The sequence below is a fragment of the Pseudothermotoga hypogea DSM 11164 = NBRC 106472 genome (assembly GCF_000816145.1).
GTDB classification, from domain to species: domain Bacteria; phylum Thermotogota; class Thermotogae; order Thermotogales; family DSM-5069; genus Pseudothermotoga_A; species Pseudothermotoga_A hypogea.
In genome coordinates this window covers 1991319-2012747 of sequence record NZ_CP007141.1, presented here as the reverse complement: position 1 = coordinate 2012747, position 21429 = coordinate 1991319, and the positions used below count along the sequence as shown (strand labels likewise).

General features: G+C 49.4%; 23 protein-coding genes and 1 tRNA gene. 4 read left to right on the top strand and 20 right to left on the bottom strand.

Annotated elements, in window-relative coordinates; translation table 11 throughout:
• Positions 1-31: 31 nt before the first annotated feature.
• Positions 32-1366 carry an FAD-dependent oxidoreductase gene (locus tag AJ81_RS09890; protein WP_031502615.1) on the bottom strand — a complete coding sequence of 445 codons (1335 nt, stop codon included), beginning with the start codon at positions 1364-1366 and terminating at the stop codon, positions 32-34.
• 127 nt (positions 1367-1493) lie between these two features.
• Here AJ81_RS09890 and AJ81_RS09885 point away from each other — a divergent pair, with 127 nt between their 5' ends.
• Complete coding sequence (locus AJ81_RS09885; protein ID WP_031502614.1) at positions 1494-2237, top strand: MBL fold metallo-hydrolase; 744 nt, start codon at positions 1494-1496, stop codon at positions 2235-2237.
• A gap of 2 nt (positions 2238-2239) precedes the next feature.
• On the top strand, positions 2240-3481 hold the full coding sequence (locus AJ81_RS09880) for an MFS transporter (RefSeq protein ID WP_031502612.1): 1242 nt from the start codon (positions 2240-2242) through the stop codon (positions 3479-3481).
• Here AJ81_RS09880 and AJ81_RS09875 read toward each other — a convergent pair.
• Positions 3450-4118, bottom strand: coding sequence for a hypothetical protein (locus AJ81_RS09875; RefSeq protein WP_031502610.1), 669 nt, complete (start codon positions 4116-4118; stop codon positions 3450-3452). The two genes, AJ81_RS09880 and AJ81_RS09875, sit on opposite strands and share 32 nt — an antisense overlap.
• A gap of 214 nt (positions 4119-4332) precedes the next feature.
• Between AJ81_RS09875 and AJ81_RS09870 the strand changes: the two genes are divergently transcribed.
• Positions 4333-4407, top strand: a tRNA-Glu gene (locus AJ81_RS09870).
• 217 nt (positions 4408-4624) lie between these two features.
• Here the strand turns inward: AJ81_RS09870 and AJ81_RS09865 are convergent.
• From AJ81_RS09865 to ffh, 15 genes are all read right to left on the bottom strand, one after another.
• Positions 4625-5587, bottom strand: a complete 963-nt coding sequence (locus AJ81_RS09865) for a TRAP transporter substrate-binding protein (RefSeq protein ID WP_031502608.1) — start codon at positions 5585-5587, stop codon at positions 4625-4627.
• A gap of 49 nt (positions 5588-5636) precedes the next feature.
• Positions 5637-6815 carry a Gfo/Idh/MocA family protein gene (locus AJ81_RS09860; protein ID WP_031502606.1) on the bottom strand — a complete coding sequence of 393 codons (1179 nt, stop codon included), beginning with the start codon at positions 6813-6815 and terminating at the stop codon, positions 5637-5639.
• A 13-nt stretch (positions 6816-6828) separates the two neighbouring features.
• Positions 6829-7926, bottom strand: coding sequence for a M24 family metallopeptidase (locus AJ81_RS09855; protein ID WP_031502604.1), 1098 nt, complete (start codon positions 7924-7926; stop codon positions 6829-6831).
• Positions 7923-9416 carry a tripartite tricarboxylate transporter permease gene (locus AJ81_RS09850; RefSeq protein ID WP_031502603.1) on the bottom strand — a complete coding sequence of 498 codons (1494 nt, stop codon included), beginning with the start codon at positions 9414-9416 and terminating at the stop codon, positions 7923-7925. The genes AJ81_RS09855 and AJ81_RS09850 overlap by 4 nt, the downstream gene beginning before the upstream one ends.
• A 13-nt stretch (positions 9417-9429) precedes the next feature.
• The gene (locus tag AJ81_RS09845) at positions 9430-9879 is read right to left on the bottom strand and encodes a tripartite tricarboxylate transporter TctB family protein (RefSeq protein ID WP_051368920.1); all 450 of its coding nucleotides are present in this window, start codon (positions 9877-9879) and stop codon (positions 9430-9432) included.
• A 41-nt stretch (positions 9880-9920) separates the two neighbouring features.
• Positions 9921-10880, bottom strand: a complete 960-nt coding sequence (locus tag AJ81_RS09840) for a tripartite tricarboxylate transporter substrate binding protein (protein WP_031502600.1) — start codon at positions 10878-10880, stop codon at positions 9921-9923.
• 241 nt (positions 10881-11121) lie between these two features.
• Positions 11122-11745 carry a uracil phosphoribosyltransferase gene (gene upp / locus AJ81_RS09835; protein ID WP_031502598.1) on the bottom strand — a complete coding sequence of 208 codons (624 nt, stop codon included), beginning with the start codon at positions 11743-11745 and terminating at the stop codon, positions 11122-11124.
• A 39-nt stretch (positions 11746-11784) separates the two neighbouring features.
• Positions 11785-12687 (bottom strand): signal peptidase I, encoded by a 903-nt coding sequence (gene lepB / locus AJ81_RS09830; protein ID WP_407636277.1) that lies wholly within the window; start codon positions 12685-12687, stop codon positions 11785-11787.
• A 5-nt stretch (positions 12688-12692) separates the two neighbouring features.
• Complete coding sequence (gene rplS / locus AJ81_RS09825) at positions 12693-13037, bottom strand: 50S ribosomal protein L19 (RefSeq protein ID WP_031502593.1); 345 nt, start codon at positions 13035-13037, stop codon at positions 12693-12695.
• A gap of 9 nt (positions 13038-13046) precedes the next feature.
• Positions 13047-13613, bottom strand: a complete 567-nt coding sequence (locus AJ81_RS09820) for an RNA methyltransferase (RefSeq protein WP_031503288.1) — start codon at positions 13611-13613, stop codon at positions 13047-13049.
• Complete coding sequence (gene trmD / locus AJ81_RS09815) at positions 13555-14343, bottom strand: tRNA (guanosine(37)-N1)-methyltransferase TrmD (RefSeq protein WP_051368921.1); 789 nt, start codon at positions 14341-14343, stop codon at positions 13555-13557. Before trmD ends, AJ81_RS09820 begins: the two co-directional genes overlap by 59 nt.
• The gene (rimM, locus tag AJ81_RS09810; protein ID WP_031502590.1) at positions 14343-14846 is read right to left on the bottom strand and encodes a ribosome maturation factor RimM; all 504 of its coding nucleotides are present in this window, start codon (positions 14844-14846) and stop codon (positions 14343-14345) included. The genes trmD and rimM overlap by 1 nt, the downstream gene beginning before the upstream one ends.
• On the bottom strand, positions 14843-15067 hold the full coding sequence (locus tag AJ81_RS09805) for a KH domain-containing protein (protein WP_031502589.1): 225 nt from the start codon (positions 15065-15067) through the stop codon (positions 14843-14845). Before AJ81_RS09805 ends, rimM begins: the two co-directional genes overlap by 4 nt.
• The gene (rpsP, locus tag AJ81_RS09800; RefSeq protein ID WP_031502587.1) at positions 15051-15347 is read right to left on the bottom strand and encodes a 30S ribosomal protein S16; all 297 of its coding nucleotides are present in this window, start codon (positions 15345-15347) and stop codon (positions 15051-15053) included. The genes AJ81_RS09805 and rpsP overlap by 17 nt, the downstream gene beginning before the upstream one ends.
• A gap of 12 nt (positions 15348-15359) precedes the next feature.
• Positions 15360-16661: a signal recognition particle protein gene (gene ffh, locus AJ81_RS09795; RefSeq protein ID WP_031502586.1), complete on the bottom strand. Its 1302-nt coding sequence runs from the start codon at positions 16659-16661 to the stop codon at positions 15360-15362.
• Between the two features lie 237 nt (positions 16662-16898).
• On the opposite strand from ffh, the gene AJ81_RS09790 reads away from it, so the two are divergent.
• A complete protein-coding gene (locus tag AJ81_RS09790; protein ID WP_031502584.1) occupies positions 16899-18137 on the top strand; it encodes an MFS transporter in 1239 nt (412 codons plus the stop codon).
• On the opposite strand, the gene AJ81_RS09785 is transcribed toward AJ81_RS09790, so the two are convergent.
• From AJ81_RS09785 to AJ81_RS09775, 3 genes are read right to left on the bottom strand one after another with little or no spacing between them, the layout of a single operon-like run.
• Positions 18125-18853, bottom strand: a complete 729-nt coding sequence (locus tag AJ81_RS09785; RefSeq protein WP_031502582.1) for a sulfite exporter TauE/SafE family protein — start codon at positions 18851-18853, stop codon at positions 18125-18127. The two genes, AJ81_RS09790 and AJ81_RS09785, sit on opposite strands and share 13 nt — an antisense overlap.
• A 12-nt stretch (positions 18854-18865) precedes the next feature.
• A complete protein-coding gene (locus AJ81_RS09780; RefSeq protein ID WP_031502581.1) occupies positions 18866-19852 on the bottom strand; it encodes a M42 family metallopeptidase in 987 nt (328 codons plus the stop codon).
• Between the two features lie 45 nt (positions 19853-19897).
• Positions 19898-21427 (bottom strand): hypothetical protein, encoded by a 1530-nt coding sequence (locus tag AJ81_RS09775; RefSeq protein ID WP_031502580.1) that lies wholly within the window; start codon positions 21425-21427, stop codon positions 19898-19900.
• Positions 21428-21429 lie beyond the last annotated feature (2 nt).

Genomic DNA, 21429 nt, shown 5'->3' with positions numbered 1-21429 from the left:
TCGGAGGGGCGTCATCTTTATGAAAAAACTTTCAGTGCAGAACCTGCTCCGCCGCGATCACGAGAGGATAAGACGTCGGAGCCGAAGTCAGCAGTGGATGGGTTCCGATCTGCATGGTGAACAAATCGTTTGCGGTTATACCCTTTTGGATTCCAAGACTCAATATGTTCACGATCTCACCAACACTTTTTCCACCGTAGAGTTGTGCCCCGAGCAGGATCCTACTGTCTTGGGAAAATATGAGTTTCACAATGAGTTTGCTCGTATCGTCAAACTTACCCGGGTGTCTGTCGATACCTTCGGCCTTACCAACGACGATTTCAAATCCTTCTTCTTTCGCGGTTCTTTCTGTTATTCCCACGGAACCGAACGCTTTGTGTCCTATGACGGTGGAATACGCATTCAACGAACCTTTGTTGGTTCTGATAACCTTCAGTCCATACAAATTGGACGCCACGATCCTCGCATCGAAAACGGCGGCCGAGGCGAGCATGAGCCTTGAAGGCTTGCCAGTCAGAAAATCCTTGTGTTGCACGCAATCACCGGCCGCGAAGACGTCTGGCTTAGACGTTCTCATGTATTCGTCCGTTTCTATGAAACCGTACTCTGTGATCTTGAGGCCCAGTTGCCGGGCAAGCTCTGTGTTGGGTTTGTAACCCGTTGCCAGTATGACGGCGTCCGCGGGTATGTTTTCTCCATTGTCCAGCTTTACACCTTCGACGGATTTCGACCCGTAGATTTCTACAACCTTCCTGCTCGTGTAGACCTTCAGATTTTCTGCTTCGATCTCTTTGCGTGCCAGCTCTCCAAAGTCTGGATCGAAAGACACAGGTAGAAGGCAATCCATGATTTCTACGACGGTTACGTTCTTTCCGGCCCGCTTCAGTTCGTCGGCTACCTCGATGCCTATGAACCCACCACCGATGATGGCGATGTTTCTACAAGTTCTGGTCTTCTCGAGCACTGAGCTCAAATATTTTGCGTCCTTAGAGATCGTGAAGACGTTTGAAAGATCTATCCCAGCGATTCTGGGAACTGCCGGGATTGAACCGGTTGCGAGAATGAGTTTCTCATAAATGATCTCTTTTCCTGTTTTAGTGACGATCTTCTTTTGATCTGTGTCACCGCCGACGACTTCATCTATCAGCAGGTCGATTCCTGCCTTTTGAAATCTTTCTTCCACTCCCATGAAGTCGTTCTCCACACCGTCAAGTGTGTGAAAGACATAAGGAATACCACAAGGGACCAGTTCCTTCTCTGTCTTTTTGATCACGAGCACCTTCTTGTCCTTGTAAAACTTCTTGGTAGTCAGGGCCGCGACCAATCCGGCAGGCCCTCCTCCAACGACTACGACATCGTACCTCATTCCATCACCTCCAGAAGAAATATGAGAGAAGAAAAGATTCATCACGATTTTATACCAAATTCCAACTTAATGAGCGGCACGATCTTATGCAGCCTTGCTGGATTATAATCCACTTCGGGTGATGCTTTTGAGAATCGTTTTTCTGGGAACCTCTGCGGCCGTTTCGAGCAACAAAAGGGACAACACATCGCTTCTAATTGATGATGTGCTCATCGATTGTCCTGGAAACGTGTTTGGCAAGATGATCAAAGCCGGCTACGATCCATTGAAGCTTCGCACGATAATCATCACGCACAGACACGTTGACCATGCTTATGGTTTGCCATCCCTGTTGGAGATGCTCAGACTCTCGGGTAAAAAGGAACCGCTGAAAATATGCATCAACGAAGACTTTTTCTTCGAAATGAGACAGATCCTGAGTGTGTACGGATTAATCCGCGAAGATTTTCCTTTAGAAATGGCACCCATCCGAGTCGATGGCTGTGTTCTCTTCGAAGATTCCTTGAGAATCGAAACCTTCGCCGTGAAGCACAGTGTTCCTAACTTTGGTCTCAAGTTCTCAACCTCCAGCGCGTGCGTTGTGTACACGAGCGACACAGAGCCGTGCGAAGAGGTGGTTGAACGAGCGAAAGGTGTGGACTTGCTTGTGCACGAAGCCACGTGTTCTGAACTCGTGACTGGCAAGAAGGAAGGTCATAGCTGTGTGGAGGATGCGGCACGGATCGCGAAGCAGGCAGGGGTTAAGAACTTGTGTCTGGTTCACCTCGGACTGGAACTGGAAGAACATTTGTGCAAGCTCACACGCACAGCTGAAGAGATCTTCAATGGCAGGATCATTGTCCCTGAAGATCTGGATCGAGTGATAGTGTGACTATGACGAGACTCTGGTTGCTCGGCTTTGGTTTCTTTGGCATAAACACAATCTGGCCTTTGTACAACGCGTACGTTCCAATATTTCTCAAATCCTTTGGCCTTTCATCCTTCGTCGTTGGCGGGTACATGACCCTCGACAACATCTTCGCCCTGGTGCTCTCACCTTACGTTGGGGCGCTGAGCGATCAAACGGTGACGAAACTGGGAAAAAGGAAACCCTACATTCTGATCGGAGCCCCCCTGGCCGCGCTGTTTTTCTTTCTGATACCAGTTTTCTGGGCAAAACACAACTTCCTGACCGTTACGTTCAGCATCATTTTCATGAACTTTGCGATGGCACTTTTCCGATCCCCTTTGATCGCCCTCATGCCCGACACAACACCTTCACAGTATAGAAGCCAGGCCAACGGGATCATCAATTTCATGGGGGGCCTCGGTGCGATGCTCGCTTATCTTTCTGGAAGATTCTTGTACGAATCTTCGCCAGTCATGCCCTTCCTCGTGGGATCTGTCTTGTTGCTCTTGTCCAACGGTCTCGTGATCCTGTTGGTGAGAGAACCTACCCACGGTGGCGCGAAGATCAAATTCTCGATCAAGGAGACGTTCAGAAAAAGCCATTCGGAATTACTTGAAAACCTCAAAGAGGTGATCTTGTCTCGGGAAAAGAGCTTGTTGTTCATGCTTCTATCCATCTTCATCTGGTTCACCGGCTTCAATGCGCTGGAAACGTTCTTCACGAGTTATGCGAAGTTCTATCTGAAACTGCCTGAACAGATCGCCACGGGCATGCTCGGAGTGTTGTCGTTGGCTTTCATGCTTTTCGCAGTTCCCGCTGGTCACATCGGCGCGAGGATCGGCAGAAAAAGATCGATAATTCTTGGACTCATCATCACGGCCAGCTGTCTCTTTGTGGGAACGCTGATTGCTTCAGTAACCAGTGGTGAGGCAATAATCAAACCTTTTCTGGTGCTGTTCATAGTCGGTGGGACGGGTTGGGCGCTGACGAACGTCAATTCCTTGCCAATGGTGCTGGACATGGCTCCCGAGCGAAAACTGGGTGGTTACACCGGGCTGTATTATTTTTCCTCAATGCTTGCAAACATAGTCTCACCACCGCTCACAGGTTTGATCATGGACATTTTTGGCTATAAAGTGCTGTTCAACTTTGCGGCGATTTTTGTGATCTGCGCCTCGATCACCATGATTCTCGTCAAACGCGGTGACGCTGTGAGAAGGATTTGAGAGTCACTCTCGAAAGCTCGTCCTTCAGAAGGATCTTGAGCAACTCCAAATTGATCTCTTCGCTCCGCGTCATTTCCAAGGCATCTCTCGGTTCACCACTGATGTCCACACCAACGATTTCGAATTCTTTGCACAGGAGTTCTACAGCTTCCAAAAGCTCTTCGGGTTTCATAGCACCCTGATCCCAACCCAGCTTGAGAAAACGATCCGAGAGGACATCTTTGTCTATGCTCAAATAGATTGGATGTTCCAAGCATCTGGGAAGGTCATTCTTTGTTCTCAGTATGTGCACCGCTTCAAGATTGTTCAATTTCTTCGCAGCTCTGATCCATCCATCACACGAGAGCAGCGTTGAAACCTCCTTCATATCGTCTCTGTGGTTGTCGAAGACGACGAGCTCGAAGGGTGTATCGATCAGTGTCAAGAAAATGTAGGAGAAATGATGGTAGGCAGAATCACCCAGAAAGACCACCTTGGCTCGTTTGACCAGCTTTCCGACGAGCGTCAGAGTGGTTTCATCACACATGTACTTGACCGACCTGAGATGCCTCAGGTCCAAGTGTTTCGATCTTTCAAGGAGCCTTGGTTGGAAGAGATATACCCCCTCGAAGTCCAAAAGGAGCACGTCTTGTTTCATCGTGAGGTTCCCCCGTGGATAGTCTCTCAAGTTGATTATAGAACTTCAGACGCTGTGAGAGCCCGTGAAGATAAGTGTGTTGACAACGAGACAACTATGTGTGGTAAAATCATCGTGCGATATCGGTTTTTCAAAGGTGTAGTTTGAGTCTCGTCGGGATGGTCCACGAACTGATGGCTTGACTTGTTGTACCTTGTGGTATAATAGTAAATGTGGCCCCATAGGATAACGGCTAGTCCATCGGATTCTCAGTCCGAAGGTCGGGGTTCGACTCCCCGTGGGGCTACCAGACTTTATAGAAAATGCGTTAGGGGACGTCCGAAATGGTCCCCTATTTTTTTTCGTCAAACGCAGACATCGTCGTACAAGCCTTGCAGATGGATGTCCAAAGAACAGGAAGAACTTTCGGATTCATTTTTCGCAAACTCGATTATCCTCACATGTCTATGAGAATATCTATCAAAGAAAAGCCTGGCCTGATGGCCGGGCTCAACTTCAAGGGGTATTCATTGAGCCAGAACTTCTGCCCACGTTGTGACGGGCCAAGTGGTCTTGAAGAGTTCTTCAACTGCTGGTGCCGCGAGCTCTCTGATCGCTTTCAGAGCTCCTTCATCGAGTTTGATCACTTTCATACCGTTATCCTGTAAGAACCTGATGATATCTCCCTCGCTCGCTTTGAGTTTCTCCGTGGCCCAAGTGCACACTTCGTCCATGATCTTGTGAACGAGCTGTCTTTCTTCAAGGGTCAGTCTTTCGTAGGCAGTTTTGTTCATAGTGATCCAACCAACACCACACTGATGGTTCGTGATGATCAGATAAGTCTGTACTTCGTAAAGTTTGAAGGAAGATATCTGAGTCACGTCACCTTCGGAAGCTTCGGCCCCACCTTCCTTCAAAGCTTGGTACAGTTCTGTCAATGGCACCGGCACAGCTTTTGCGCCGATCGCTTCCCAGATCTTGATCCACGTGGGTACGACGGGCAGTCTCAACTTCAAGTCTTTGATGTCCGAAGGACCATAGATAGGTTTGCTCGCTGTCATCTGTCTGTAACCACGATAGACTGTACCGAGGCAGATCATGTTGCCCTTCTCGGCGATGAGTGCTTTTGCTTTTTCGCCGATCGGTCCGTTCCAGACCCTCAAGAAGTGCTCGTAGTCTTTGATGACAAACGGTGCGTTCACGAAGAAGTATTCAGGTGCGAAGACCTCCACAGGTCGGCCACCGGTGAACTGCAAATCAACCAAGCCCTGGGCGCACTGGTTGTTCGCTTCTTCCTCCGACACCACACCAATCTGAAGTTCTACCACTATCGCTTTTTTCGTCTCAGCCTCGATCTTCTCTTTGAACTGCTTCATGGCCTCTGCGAGGATGTGACCTTCCTGAAATGGTGTTGTGGCCTTCAATACAATTTGAAACCCAAACAGCGCCGTGACGATCAATGCGAGTGAGAGAACGAAAAGTTTCCTCACAACCAACACCCCCTATCTGAGAACTTTCCCCTTCGATACACCCCTCACATCATCCAATGAAAACCCGCTTGCCAAGTTCCGCAGAGGCGTATGCTGCGTACATCACCAACATGGTTTCTTTTGCAAGATCGAAACCACTCAAAACGCTTCTGTCTTCCAACACAGCCATCGCGAAATCTGCCATTTCCTGTGGATATCCCCTGGTCCAGAATTCATCGGGTGAGGGAAAACTGTAACCTGCCTTCGTCTCGAGCTTTTCGCTGATGTACTCATCACCCCACACAGATTCATTCGGAGCGAACGCAACCATGGCGTTGTTCGGTGTGATGTTGGCCAGTATCATACCTTTAGAGCCGTAGAGCTCTATTCTGTTCTTTACACCTCCCAGACTCACATCGGTTGAAAACACCGTGGCTCTGGAGCCATCCTCGAATTCCAATATCACGACTGACCAATCTTCAACATCTTGCCACGAACTGACGACGTAGCAAGGTTTGTCTTTCAAGGCTTCCATCTTCGTGAGGTTCGCGATGTCCGCCAGTACCGCTTTTGGCTTTATGGGTTTGCCGTCTCTGACGTATCCTTCGTAATGCTTCAAGTGGATCACCGTAGCTATGGGATGTGAGCCAAGGCGTATCAGACTTCCTCCGCCGGACGTTTTCCATCTGCGTGAGTAAGTTGCTTGAGAGCCTGAATGACTACATTCAGCGCGCAATTCGAAGCACACCATGTCAGAGGCTTTCAGCATTCTCTTCATCTTCTCGATCGCCGGTGCGTACACCCAGTTTTCAGCGTACATGAATTTGACGTTAGCCTTCTTGATCTTATCTTCCAAGAGTGCGACCTTCTCTTTCACTTTCTCGTACATGTGCGTTTTTGAGATCTTGCCAACCTCCTCGACCTCGGGCATATCCTCACCGAAGTAACCCGTGAGGGGTTTCTCGCAAATCACATGCTTGTGATTTTCAACTGCGCAGAGTATCACGTCATCGTGCAGGCTGGTTGGTGTGCAAACATCAACCACGTCCACATCAGGGCTCGAACACAGCTGCTCGAAGTTGTCGAATACGTGAGCGATTCCGTGTTGCTTCGCAAATCTTTCGGCGTTTTCTCTATGCCCCGCACAGACACCTACCACATCAACAATCTGATGATTCTGTCTGAATGCTGCCATGTGGATCTTCGCGATGAAGCCGGCTCCCACGATTCCAACTCTCACTCTCTTCATGTGCACAACCCCCTCACAGAACGAGCATGTCGGGCCTCACAAAGGAGATTCCCTCCACTTCGAGCTTCACTGCTGGAAAAACAAAAGGCTTGGTGATCATGATGGGACCTGTTTCGGTGATGACGAATCCATCTTCCGATTTCGTTCCGCTGATCGTTGGATTCCAACAGAAAGCCTGGTTTCGCCTCACGATCTGTTGGCAATCAGGTGTTACTCTCACATCTCTTGCGTAGTAACCCATGGGCCCGCCTTGATGGTGCAACTTCCATTCGCCGTGATAACCTCTCTTTTCGTACTCTTCTATCGCTGCGAGCACAGGCACGTTCATCTTTTCTCCGATTTTCGTTTTTGCGATCATTACACACTCGATCTCCACGTTCTCTCTGTACTGTTTCAACAACTGATTCGGTGGTTCTCCGAAGTGGACCATTCGTGTAACCGTTGTGATCAATCCCTTGTACCTCGCGTTGACGGAAACCATCACGAGCCGTTCAATCTTTCTCATAGTGGGTATCGGATGTCTGTAGAGTTTCGCCCTCTCGTCCGCCGCAACCATGAAGCCCGTTGGGTCGATTCTGTACTTCCAAAGCTCAGCGCTGATTCTTCCTGCTATCTCGGCTTCCGTATCACCAGGTCTTGTGAAAAGGAGAACACTTTCCAGGGCTCTGGACAACTTCTCTCCGAGGTACAAATATCGTTCTACCTCAGCTTGCGTCAACTCGTACCTGAGCTCGTTGAACTCTGCCTCAACGTGTATCAAACCTGGTACAGCAGTATCGCAACCCACCCTTTCTCCGGCGATCCTTCTGACGATTTCAAGCTCTTTGTTTTCGTACCATTCGTAAGAGAGGATCTCAAAACCGAGTTCTGCGACCTCTTCATCCATCATTCTTGGTGCTTCGATCTTGTTCGCTATGACATAACAGTTGTCCTTCGTAACGAGGACTGAAGCCACACCCATTTCCGTTGCGATGCCGACCATGTTCAAACCACCGGCGGTGATCCAAGAAAAGTTGGGTTGCTTCTTCATCAACATCGCAGATAGGCCCTTTCTTTCGAGGAATTCCCTCACACGGTCCAACTTTACCTTTACTTCTTCTGTCCTGGTCATGACCTTGTGGCCTCCTTTTTCGAAGCTCTGTACGCTCCTATCAGAGAAAGGGTCACAGAAACGAAGGCTGCCAAGAGCAAAGTCAACGAGATTGGCCTTTTGAAGAGGATAGTCCAGTCGTTCTTTGCAATGAGGAGCGTTCTGTTGAGGTTCTGTTCCGCCATGGGACCAAGTATCAAACCAAGTACCAACGGCGGCATGGGAAAGCCCGCCTTCCTCATGAGGTATCCCAGTACACCAAAACACAACGCTACACCGACATCGTATACACTGTTCCTCAGCGAGAAAGAACCTACGATGCACAAAACCAACACGATGGGCATCAGTATCTCGTCTCTGATCTTGAGAATGTTCGGAGCAAGAATGATGGACACGAACCCGACCGCGAGCATCATGAACTGGATGACGAACCAACCCGCGAAGAAGGAGTAGACAATGTTTGCTTGTTGAGTGAACATCAACGGACCGGGACGTACCCCGATCAGAACGAACGCACCAAGCATCACGGCGGTCACCGCATCACCGGGCACCCCGAGCGACAGAGTTGGTACCATGGCTCCACCGGTCACGGCATTGTTGGCAGTCTCACAAACCACAACGCCTTCAAGTGCACCCTGACCAAACTTTTCTTTGTTCTTGGACCATCTCCTCAACTCGTTGTAGGCCAGAAAAGTTGCGATCGCACCGCCTGTACCTGGCAGAACCCCTATCAGAGTACCAATGATGATACCGACGACGATGGGTAAGACCAAACTCTTCATTTCTTCCCAGGTGAGAAACAGCTGACCCAATGAAGCAGTGATCTGAGCCCGTTCACCCTTTTTTTCAAGCCTATTCAAAACTTCGGATACCGCGAAAACTCCAATCATGACAGGCAGAAAATTGAAACCATTGGCCAGAGCATCAATGCCCAATGTTAGGCGTTGGGAACCTGTTATGTTGTCAATGCCTATCAAGGATAGTAAGAGACCTACGAGTCCGGAAATGAGACCCCTGAGCAGGTCTTTTCCTGAGACGCTCGCAATTATGGTCAAGCCAAACACAGCCAGAGCGAAATATTCGGGAGGACCAAACTTGAGAGCGAACCTGGCAAGCAGCGGGGCCAGGAAAACCATGCACACGCCGCTTGCAATACCGCCGAAGAACGAGCCAATGAGTGCTGCAGAGATAGCCTTGCCTGCTTTCCCCTGTAGCGCCAGCGGATACCCATCTATGGATGTGGCTGCCGCAGATGGCGTACCGGGTGTTCTCAAGAGGATTGCAGCAATGGAGCCACCGAACATCGAGGCGCAATACATGCCGGTCAACATCAGCAAAGCTGTCTCGGGTTTCATGTAGTAGGTGAATGGCAGAAGCAAGATTATGCCCATCGACGAAGTGACACCCGGAAGCGCACCAACAACGATTCCACTCGTGACACCAACGAGCATGATCAACAAGTTGAAAGGTTGAAACGCTATTCTGAGCCCTTCGAGCCAATAGTTGATCATTCGAACTCACACCTCACAACGAAAACCTTGGCAGAGGCACTTTGAAGACGACGGTGAAGACGTAATAGATCAGGAGGGATGTGATCACACTCAGGACGACGTTCATGAAATGTTTCCTGTAACCGAACACGTACATCGCGAAGAATAGAAGAGGTGCAGTTGTGATGAGAAAGCCAAGTTTTTTCAAAAGGTAGAGATAGAGAACGAACGAAGCAACGAGACCAACGAGGTTCAACACGAATCTGGTATCAATGCGCGAAGGTTTAACGACCACCCTCTTCGACAGCAAGGCGCGCAGTGCAAGGATGACGCCACACACGATCAGACACACCGTGACCAAGCGTGGAAAACCTGCCGAACCGAGTCCAATTCTTGGTCTTTTGATTCCGATCGTGCTCAAAAGGAATAGCAAACCTGTGATAGACACGATCAAACCCGACAACAGATCGCCTTTTCTCGACATACTAATCACCGAAATCCCCGCCCCGAAGGGCGGGGAATGCCTCATTTCCCGTACTTTTCTCCGACCTTCTTGATCTTCATCAAATTCTCCCAGAACGCGTTCTGCTCGCGCACGAACTTGGCGTACGTCACCGTGTCCATGTAGTGGATCACGCTTCCCATTTCCTTAGCTTTTGCCAGGAAGTCTGGATCGTTGATGCACTTGTAAAAGATGTCGTGGAGTGCCTGAACGATCTCTGGAGGTGTTCCTCTCCGGACTGCTACGCCTCGCCACATGCCCAGCGTGAAGTCGTAACCCTGTTCCTTAGCTGTTGGCACGTCCGGAAACACGATGAGCCTCTGTGTACCAAGAACTGCCAGGCATCTCAGTTGACCTCCCTGAACCTGTGCCACACCCTCGGGTGCGGCGGCCATCACCGCATCGATGTGACCCGCAACCAAATCCGCGATCGCCGGTGCACCGCCGTTGTAAGGCACGTGGATGAACTTCACACCCACGAAGTCCTCGAACGCGAGCGCCACCAGGTGGTTGCCACCACCTGCACCTCCGTTACCCATCGTGATGGTTTCTGGGTTCGCTCGTGCAGCCTTCAGAAGGTCCTCCAAGGTCTTGTACGGCGAGTTCACGTTAACGAGTATATAGCTTGGGTCGTTCACGATGTTGATCACTGGAATGAAGTCATCCACGGTAAACTTCACGTTGCTCCAGTGAATTTTCGTGATGATCGGTGTGGCCAAAGACAGTAATGTGTAACCGTCGGGTTCAGCCTTGAGAAACTCCATCGTGCCTGTCACCGCACCGGCCCCTGGAATGTTATTGATCACGAGTGGCTGGCCATTAGCGTACTTTGGAAACACAGACGCAACGGCTCTGAACAACATGTCCGTAGCTCCACCAGCAGACCAGGGAACGATGATCGTTACGGGTCTCGTTGGAAAGTTCACCTGCGAAAACGCAAGAATACCTATCAAGAGTAAAGCAAGCAAAACTTTTGACCTCATGTGCACACCTCCCCACTTTTGGAAATATTTTTTTCGGAGAGCCACTACCACGTTATTGATTCAGAATAGGCAGAAAGTTGCTTTAGTAGGAAAATTAAGGCCGAGCGATAATTAAAGCCGTTACTGTCTTTCGCTGGTGTTCAAAAAAATTTTATCTCTACACTGGCAAATTGTGACACAACAGTGTTTTCAAAATAGTTGCGATACAGTTACAAACGAATGACCGTCGCTTCGAATTCAGTCATTTGGTTCGGTACAGCCTGTCGCCTGCATCACCCAGGCCGGGCAGGATGTAACCGTGGTCGTTCAGCTGTCTATCCAGTGCGGCGGCGTACACGTGCACGTCTGGATGATGAGTTTGCAATGCTTCCACTCCCTTGGGTGCGGCGATCAAACAGACCAGAACGATGTTCTTTGCCCCGTGCTGTTTCAAAATGTTCACTGCGTGGACTGCGGAAAAACCAGTCGCCAACATAGGATCGAGCAAGAAAACAACGCTCTTTTCCTCTATTTTTGGCAACTTGCAATAATACTGTACAGGCCTCAAGGTTTCGGGATCTCTGTAAACACCAATGTGCCCCACAGACGCGTTGGGCATCAGTTCGAGGATACTGTCGACCATGCCCAAACCCGCACGCAAGATGGGTACGACGACCATCTTTTTGTCCTCGATCGCATAGCCCTTGGTCCTTTCGAGTGGCGTTTCAACATCAATCTCGATTGTTTCAACGTTGCGCGTCGCTTCGTATGCGAGAAGGAAGGTTATTTCCCTGAGGAGTTCTCTGAACTCTTTAGGACCGGTGTCCTTGTTCCTCATAATGGTGAGCTTGTGCTTTATGAGTGGATGATCCACAACGTTGAACATGATTCGAACCCTCCCTCAAAGCAAAATAAAAGGGAGCGTTCAGCTCCCTTGTACTGGACCAAAATTTTGCAATGGCCATATGCGCAGTATGGGCTTTCCAATAATGTGGTCCTTAGGTACAAAACCGAAGTAACGGCTGTCGAAGCTGTCGTTCGTGTTATCACCCATGAAGAAGTAGAATCCCTTTGGAACTTCGACCTCAACACCCTCAGGTGTTCTTCTGATGTACTTGCTCAAGTCGATGTCTTTGTAGATGTCCGAGAACGTGCGATCGAAAGGAACGCCCAGCGGCACGGGATACATGCCTCCAACGACGGAGAACACCAAATTTGCAGCTTCGATATCTTTCTGCGCGAGCCGTTGCAAATACTGCCTGTATGCCGTTTGGTTGTTTCTCAACTGGCTCGCTTCGACGAACCAGTTGAGAAGCTCTGGATACTTGAAGATACCTTCCGGCGCGTAAACGATGTTCTTCAACTGCTCGTCCAATTTTCCGTTGACGTACAGATGGTATTCGCCGTCCTCCGAAAGCTTGATCTGCAAAACATCCCCTTCCTCGCCAACGAGGCGCTTGACATATTTCACCCTTCCTCTGAACTTACTTGGTGCGAACAGATCCATGAACTTGTCGAAGGGTCTCAACATAGTCAAGGCACGCTCGTCTATGAACGGGGCCCAGAAAACAACTATGTCACCTCTTTGTGGCTCTCTAACCGTGTAGGTTACCTTTTCTATGAACAACCTGTCACCCACGTTTATTGTGGGTATCATCGATCCGGTTGGTACCAGCATGGTCTCGAAGACGTACAGTCTGATGATCGTTGCGGCGACGATCGCGTAGGCCAAAGATTTCAACCAATCCAATGTATGCTTCTTCAGTTTCTCCTTGTCGATCGATATCGACTTCGACCTTTCTTCATTTCTCACGACTTTCTTTACCACGAACGTCACTCTCTTTTTTCTTTCAGCTTGATCTTTCCCTTCACATCGCGCAAATAATACAGCTTGGCTCTTCTCGTCTGTGCTTTCCTGACGACCTCCAGTTTCTCAACGACTGGCGAGTGATAGGGGAAGGTCCTCTCAACACCTATACCTCCACTTGCAATCTTGCGTACTGTGAACGTTTTGCTGAGGCCAGATCCTCTGATCTTGATGACGATACCTTCGAAGATCTGAATTCGTTCTTTTCCTCCTTCCACGACCTTGACGTGAACCCTGACGGTATCACCCGGTCTGAACTCGGGAAGCTGTCTGTACTGATCCTTCTCGATCAGTCTCACAACGTTATCCATGCTCACGGTTCATACCTCCTCTCCAATCAACCTGTCTATGATTATTGCGGCAGCCGCTCTCACTGAAAGATGGTTGTAATCCGATTTTTCGCGAACAGGTTCGAGAACGTAATGACACATATCCACCAATTCCTGCGGCATACCCCAGCTCGTTCCGAATAATATGAGTACAGGTCTCTCAGTTTTTCTTATTATCTCGGCACCCTCTTTGTAACTGATGCTGTTTGGCCTCTTTTTGGCCGAGGTGAAAAACAACAGGGGCTCTTTGCCCGTATCTTGCTTTATTGCATCCAAGACGTCTTCTATGTAGGACTTCAATTCGACAAGCTTGAGTGCCTCCGTTCTGCTGATGTTGTATTCTCTGCCGGCTCCTTCGACCCAGTAGTTCAGGACAGTCTTCACCACTTCCTGCTGTGCTGGCAGGTTCGTGACGATGTAGTACTTCCTGATCCCATAGCTTCGCGCTGTCCTCGCGATGTCATGCACGTCCAGGTTCGTCACCGCACTGGAAACTATCTTACCATCTTTTCCCAGAACCGGATAATGAATCAGGGCTATCCTTATGTCGTTCAACACATTCCACCAGCTCCTGTATCAAGTGAATGAGGGCCTTCTTCTCTTCGACAGAGAACTGCCTTGCGAGGAAAAGGTCCGGTCTCCTCAACGCTGTCAGTTTCAGACTCTCCGCAGTCCTCCACAGCTCCACCATTTCGTGGTTTCCACTCAGCAACACTTCAGGAACGCGAAGACCCCTGTACTCAACGGGCCTCGTGTACTGAGGATGATCGAGCAAATCGTTGTAGAAAGAATCTCTCTTCACTGATTCGTCCTCGACCACTCCTGGAACGAACCTGCTGACGGCGTCACAGATCACCATCGCTGCCAGTTCTCCCCCGCTCAGCACATAGTCACCAATAGAAATTTCCAGATCCACCAGGCTCTTGACTCTCTCGTCGATACCTTCGTATCTGCCACAGAATATTAGAAGGTTCTTCTTCTTTGAAAGCTCCATCGCCAGTTTGTTATTCAGTGTGATTCCCTGTGGCGATGTGAGGATCGTGTACAAATCACCGAACTGTTGCTTGCAGTGATCGTGCAGTTCAAAAAAGGGCTCCGGTTTCATAACCATGCCCGGCCCGCCACCGTAAGGATAATCGTCCACGGTTCTGTGTCGATCGTGCGCGAAGTCTCGAAGGTTCATTATTTCTATCTCGATCTTTCCCTCTTCCACAGCCTGTGCGATCACACCGTACTCTTTGACGACCCTCACGAAGTTTGGGAAAATCGTTGCAATTATGATCCTCATCACATCCACTCCAGAAGCCTGACCACGAGCTTCTTCTGTGGCTCGAATTCTACGACGCATTCCTTAATCATGGGTATTAGAATCTCACCACTGTCGCCTTTCACTACCGCGACATCGTTCGAACCGGTCTCTATGATGTCGACCACTTTGCCCAATCTTTTGCCTTGCTCGTCATATACTTCGACGTTCAACAGCTGATAGAAGTAATATTCACCGGTTTTGAGTTTTGGCAAATCCTCGAGTCTTATCGCCAGTTGCAATCCCACGATCTTCTTGGCTTTTTCCAAACTGTCTATACCTTCGATCTTCACCAAGTACTCTTTACCAACTTTTTTCATTTTCTGAACTGTGACTCTGTAAATTCCATTGCGGGCCTCGTCCTGTATGAAAACCTGTTTGAGGTTGGAGAAAACCTCCTTCACGTTGGTCATCGGAAAAACCTTGACGTTACCAAACAAACCGTGAGTTCGCGTGATCTTGCCGATCACGATGTACTCGCTCACCTTACCACCCGCAAAGTGAAATCTTCCACATCGAAGAGTGCCGATAGCAGGACCTTCAGTGACTTGATGGTTCTACCGTCTTTTCCTATGACCTGACCTACGTCTTCTTCGTTCACAACGATCTCGAGGACCTTGCCGTTAGCCTCGTCGAACTCGACGACAACGACGTCCTCGGGATGTTTGACTATTCCCTTGACGATGTGCTCAAGCACCTGTTTCATCTGTGGTTTCTCTCTTACCATACTTGATTTCGTGCACCCTCTTCATCACGCCGGCTTTACTGAGTATGTCCCTCGCCGTGTCGCTGGGTTGCGCACCCTTCAAGATCCATTCGACTGCCCTCTCAACGTTGACCTTTATCTCTGCCGGATTGCGCAAGGGATTGTAATAACCCAGCGACTCGATGTACGCTCCGTCACGCCTCCTTCTTGAATCAACCACGACGATCCTGTAGAAAGGCATGTGCCTCTTTCCTAACCTTGTGAGTCTGATCCTTACCACGTGAACACCTCCTCAAAGCCCGAAGGGCAGTTTCAGCTTTCCATGTTTGAACCTCTGCATGAGTTCCCTCATCTGCTCGTAAGATTTCAGCAGCTTGTTGACATCTTGAACCGTTGTACCACTACCTTTTGCGATCCTCAACTTTCTGCTGGCATTCAGAATCCTGGGGTTTTTTCTCTCCTCGGCTGTCATGGAGTTGATGATCGCTTCAATTTTCTTGAGTTCTTTTTCGCTCGCGTTCACATCGATTTTTGGAGCACCAGGCAACATTTCGAACACCGAGCTTAGTGGTCCAAGTTTTTTGAGTTCTCTGAGCTGCTCGCGAAAGTCTTCCAGCGTAAACTGTGCCTGAAGCAATTTCTTTGCCGTCGCTTCCATCTTTTCTTTGTCGAGCTCTTTTTCAGCCTTCTCTATCAAACTCAGCACATCGCCCATGCCGAGGATCCTACCGGCGATCCTGTCAGGATAGAACGGTTCCAATGCGTCAAGTTTTTCTCCCACACCAATGAACTTGACGGGTTTCCCCGTAACATAGCTTATCGACAGGATCACTCCACCGCGGGCATCACCATCCAGCTTGGTCACTATGAAACCCGTCAGAGAAAGTCTTCTGTCGAATTCCAGCGCCGAGTTCACCGCATCCTGTCCAACCATCGCGTCGATGACCATGAGTATCTCGTCCGGATTGGTGAGTGCCTTTATATCTTCGAGCTCTTTCATCATCTCGTCATCGATGTGAAGCCTTCCGGCGGTGTCGAGCACCAAAACATTGCAGCGAAGGTCCTGAGCAGCCTTCAGAGCACCTTTGACTATCTGAATCGCGTTCTTCCTGTCTCCGCAGAACACTGGGATGTTGATGCTCTTACCAAGTTTTTCCAGCTGGTCTATAGCTGCAGGCCTGTACGTGTCGGCGGCAACGAGCATGGGGCTTCTGCCCTGTTTTCTCAAGTGGAGTGCGAGCTTGCCTGCCGTTGTCGTTTTTCCGCTGCCCTGAAGGCCAACCAGCATGATCACGGAAGGATGGTGCCTCAATTCAAGCGGTGCGTTGGCACGTCCCATTATGTTGATCAGCTCGTCTCTGACGATCTTTATGAACTGCTGATCTGGTGTAAAACTTCTGAGAACTTCTTCTCCCAACGCCTTCTGTTTAACGTTCTCGACGAAATCCTTGACCACTTTGTAGTTGACGTCGGCCTCGAGCAGGGACAGCTTGACCTGCCTCACGGCCTCGTTGATGTTCTTCTCCGTCAGCCTTCCTTGCCCAGTGATCGTTTTGAAGATCTTCGAAAGTTTCTCCTGAAGATTTTCGAACATGGACAACACCTCTTTTCATGATACGTCATGTCGAGGTCCAAATCAATTAAGTGAAGGGCAGAGTTCGAAACGAATGTGACGCTTCTATGTTACAATCATCGCACGATAATCGTGTGAATTAACTTAATCCACACACTTTCGCATCCTCATTGTCACAGTATCTGACCCCTGAGCTTCAAGAAAACTTTAATCTGTGGTGCCGCATCAATTAACACGATTGGTGTATACATAGTTCGCATGGCGAAATATTCTAATCCTTTTCGTGCACTGAAGAACAGGAACTATTTCCTTTTTTGGTTACCACAGAGTATCTCTTTGATCGGCACCTGGATTGATACCACACTCAGGGGCTGGGTTGCTGTCAACCTTTTTGCTGAAAACAAAGCAGCGGGGTTTATTGGTTTGATCGCCCTGCTCAAAGGACTTCCCACGGTCATCCTTTCTCCTGCATGTGGCGTGATCATAGACTGGTTTGGTCCTAAAAACGTTCTGCTCTTCACACAGATCGCGGATGCACTCAATGCGACACTCATGGCGTATCTGGTTTACAGGAACGTTTTGAACGCCGTTCAGCTGCTTGTGCTCAGCGTCGTGATGGGAATTTCCCAGGCCTTCTATCTGCCATCGCGTAACAGCTTCATTGGATCCATTGTTCCAAAGAAATTGCTTTCGAACGCACTCGCCCTCCATGCCATGATATTCAACTTAGCAAGGATGATAGGACCTTCCATTGCAGGGTTCGTGGTCGAATACAAAGGTTTGGGGTTCGGTTTCGTGGTGAACGCCTTGACGTTCTTGCCATTGATCGTCTCTCTGATGTTCATAAGAGTACAGAAACCTGTGCAACAGCACGTTCAAAGGGATTTCTTTGCAGATCTGAAGGCTGGCATACGCTACGTGGCATCCAGCAAGGTTTTGCTGGTCACCTTTCTTTCTTCGACGATTTACGCCGTTTTCGGCATGCCTTACAGCATGCTGATGCAGGCGTTCGCGAAGAGTGCTGTGAAGACGGGACTCACAGGCTATGGGTTGATCATGGGATCGATGGGACTTGGAGCGCTCGTTGGTGCCATGCTCGCGGGCTCTCTCGAAATCGACACGGTGATAAAGTTCAAAGAAGAACGCTTCATACTGTGGATCGGACTGAGCACCTTAGTTTCCTTCCTCTACCCACCGGCGGCGTACGTTATGTCTTTCCTGAACGGTGCCGCGCAGACGATCTTCTTCAACACGGCAAATACAAGGACTCAATATCTTTCGCCTCCAAACATGCGTGGCAGGACCATGTCTCTCTATGCGCTCATCAACACCGGAGGTTCACCAGCTGGTACCTTCCTCTTCGGCCTGTTAGCAAATGCGATCGGGATAAGAAACACCTACGGGATCCTGGCCTTCGCGATGATCGCTTACTTTCTCACCAGAAGGATCGTCAAATCGTTACAGCTCGATCTGGAGAGTCTTTCTCAAATCAGATAACTCACACCGCTGGCAACAACCGTTGCGAGCAAGATGTACCTGAGCCAGTTAACGCCCTTTTTCACCGCGAACTTCGCTCCGAGTTGAGCCCCAATCATGCTGCCCGCACCGAGGATAACGCCTGCCAACGGCTGCACCTTCCCGTTGAGAAGGAATATGAGCAACGAAAACGGTGTGTACAGTAGAACTATGAAAACCTTCAGCGCGTTGTTCTTCACCAGGTCGAGTCCAAGCAACACGGCGGTGAAAAAGACGAAGAAAAAGCCAACTCCTGCCTGAATGAAGCCACCGTAGAAGCCGATGCCAAAAAAGGCCAGAACGATGAGTGCAACGTTCAACCGTTCTTTCTTCTGTCCGGACCACATGGAAGGCTTCGCAATAATGAAGAAGGCCATCACGAGCAGTAGTACACCTACGATCTTTTTCAGAAGAGTCTGAGGTATGTTCACCACCACGTAAGTCCCCGCGATCGAACCTATCGTTGCGGGAATGGCACACAGCAAAGACAGTTTCACGGGTAACACTTTATCTTTGTAAAAGCTTCGGACCGCCGTTATGTTCTGCATCAGGATGGCGATCCTGTTCGTACCGTTTGCAATGCTCAGATCCATACCCAGCAACGTCAACAGAGGCAGAGTTATGAGACTTCCACCACCGCCCACAACGTTTAAAAAGCCCGACGCGATTCCAGACAAAAAGACGAGAAAGTACAGCAAGGCGCATTCCTCCTACACGTTTTCTGTAACGAGAACAATCAGAAGTTCTATCAGGTTCTTCAGATCCTTTATCGAAATGCATTCTGCAGGAGTGTGCAGGTATCTGACTGCAAGCGTTATGGGCACCATCTTCGCTCCGAACTCCATAGCTACAGAACCATCAGTGCCCCCGCCTGTCACGCCAACCTGCACTGGGAGACTGTGCTTTTCAGCCAGGTTCAGGATCTGTCTCATAAGATCGTAGTTCGCAAAGGCGCTGTTGTCCAGCATTCTCAAGATTGGTCCTTTGCCCACGGCGACGTCTCCGGTGAGGACTGAACAACACGCGAAAGAATCGATCGCATAACACACGTCTATCCTGTGGTTCGACACGAACGCTTTGGCGCCCTTAAGGCCTATCTCCTCTTGAACCGTCCAAACGAAGTAGACTTTTTTGTCGAGCTTCTTGTCTTTCACTCCGTTCAAAACCTCGAGTAACGCCAGACAGCCGAAACGATCGTCGAGCGATCTCATCGCAAAGAATTCACCGTTCAGCAAGCTCGCGTGTTTTTTGAAGACCGCGTAGTCCAGCACCTTTACACCGAGCGCTTCGGCTTCATCTTTGCTCCTGCAACCGATGTCTATTCTCAGATTCTCAGTTGTTTGCTGGCTTGAAAGATGTGGTGGTGTGATGCCGATCACACCTTCCAATATTCCTGATTCAGTCACGACCTGAATGTGCGAACCTGCGAGGATCCTGTCGTCGAAGCCTCCTACTTTTCTGAAATTAAGCGTTCCATCGTTGTTCACGCCGGTAACGATCAGACCGATTTCGTCCATGTGTGCCATGAGCGCAACAGTTTTTTCTCCTTCACCGAGCTCCACGATGAGGTTTCCAACATTGTCCACACGGTGGGGAACCTCCAGCTTCTCGATCAAATGTTGTCGAACCTTTTCTTCTCTCCCTGACACTCCTGGAACAGAACACAGTTCGATCAACTTTTCCACGAGTTTGTCCACGAAATTCACCCCGGAAAGATTGTACCAGAAAGTTCGCTTCGAAAACTATTCGACTCTTTGAAACAGTTCTTTCGCCCGATTAAAGAGTTTTTTCGAAAAAAAGGCAAGCGTCAGGGCACAACCCAAGGGCCCCATGTAAACGACGAATGAGACAATGGTGCGAATCTTGAGAAATTCGAGCAGTGCGAGTTGAAGGGATGGCAGCACAGGCAGGATGTAAACCAGCGAAGTCAGCAACAACAATCCCTGAACGATCAAGACCTTTGTGGTGTTCAGAACACGGGAGGGATTGGAAGGCTCAGCCTTTGAAGGCTGTTTGAGGTAGAAGAACATACCCAGTGTGGAAGAAAAGACGAACGTAACGAACACCGTTGGCACAAGCAAGAAGGCCGCGGCAGACATTGAGAACCAGAATTTGAAAAACACCAGCAGTGCTGAAAACAGGCCCCAGTAGATAAAGGATGGTACAAACAGCTTCGGCAAGAGGATGTCCACGTCCCTCAACGGAAAAACAAGCGGTAGAGGCCAGACAGCGAGTTCCTGCTTGGTCAGCATGGCAGAATTGTACGCAACGTAAGTTCCACTCAGCACCATCGAGATCAAAAGTGCAGGGATGGGAGATTTGAGCGAAAGTCCGAACAGAACGGCGAAGATGACTGGATAGACCAGCGTGAACAAACCCTGCTCACTCCTCGCCATGAGTTTGAAGTCTTTCCAGAACATTCTGCCACCATTGAAAGCCTTGTTCCTCGCCCTCCCCGTAGAGCTGGTCTGTTCGAAACTCAGTTTCTCGGCCACGGGTGACGAAAGCAAGACTAACAGAAAGCAGAACGCCAGCATCAGCAGAGAATACACTGGTTCATCTAAGGCTTTGATGGGCCACGCGAAGATGTTCAGAGGATGCGTCAGCTTGACGAGTGTCGCTGATAAGGTCCCAGGATCACGTGTGAGTAAGACCTGAACGTAGTTCGGTAAAAACTGCGTCGCGAGGAAGAACAGCACCACGGTGGCTATCAAGCCCACCACTGTAACCCTTCTTGCGACGGACTTGCTCAAGAGCAGGCCAAAGACACAGGAGAGCAGCACAGAAATCGAGAGCATGAGAAGCACAAACAGAAAGGCAACGATCAGGCCAAGAAAAAGATTTTCTCCGCGTGCCACAACGTAGGCAGGGAAAACGAACAGATACATCACAACGGGAAAAGATTGCATCGAGAGTGTCAAAATCATCTGATAGGCCACGATCGTCCAACGTCTCATAGGAAATGTCAGCAACAACTGAATCTCTTCGTTTCGTGAAAACGAGTTGATCAAACTTGGTACGAACGAGGTCAGGAAAAGAAAACCGTTCAGCAACGTCCATTGGAGAATCAGCAAAGCTGATAAATCGTGGGAATTTATTGTGACGGACGACAAGATCTTGAACGTTTCGAAAAAGATCGAACCCAACGGAAGACCGATCATGAAAGAGGCAGCGATCGTGACGAGAAAACCGGGCAACCGCCGTGCCCTGCCGCTTCTTTGACGATAGTTTGTCCACAGCCCGTACTTCAACAGCACGAACAACCGGCGCATGA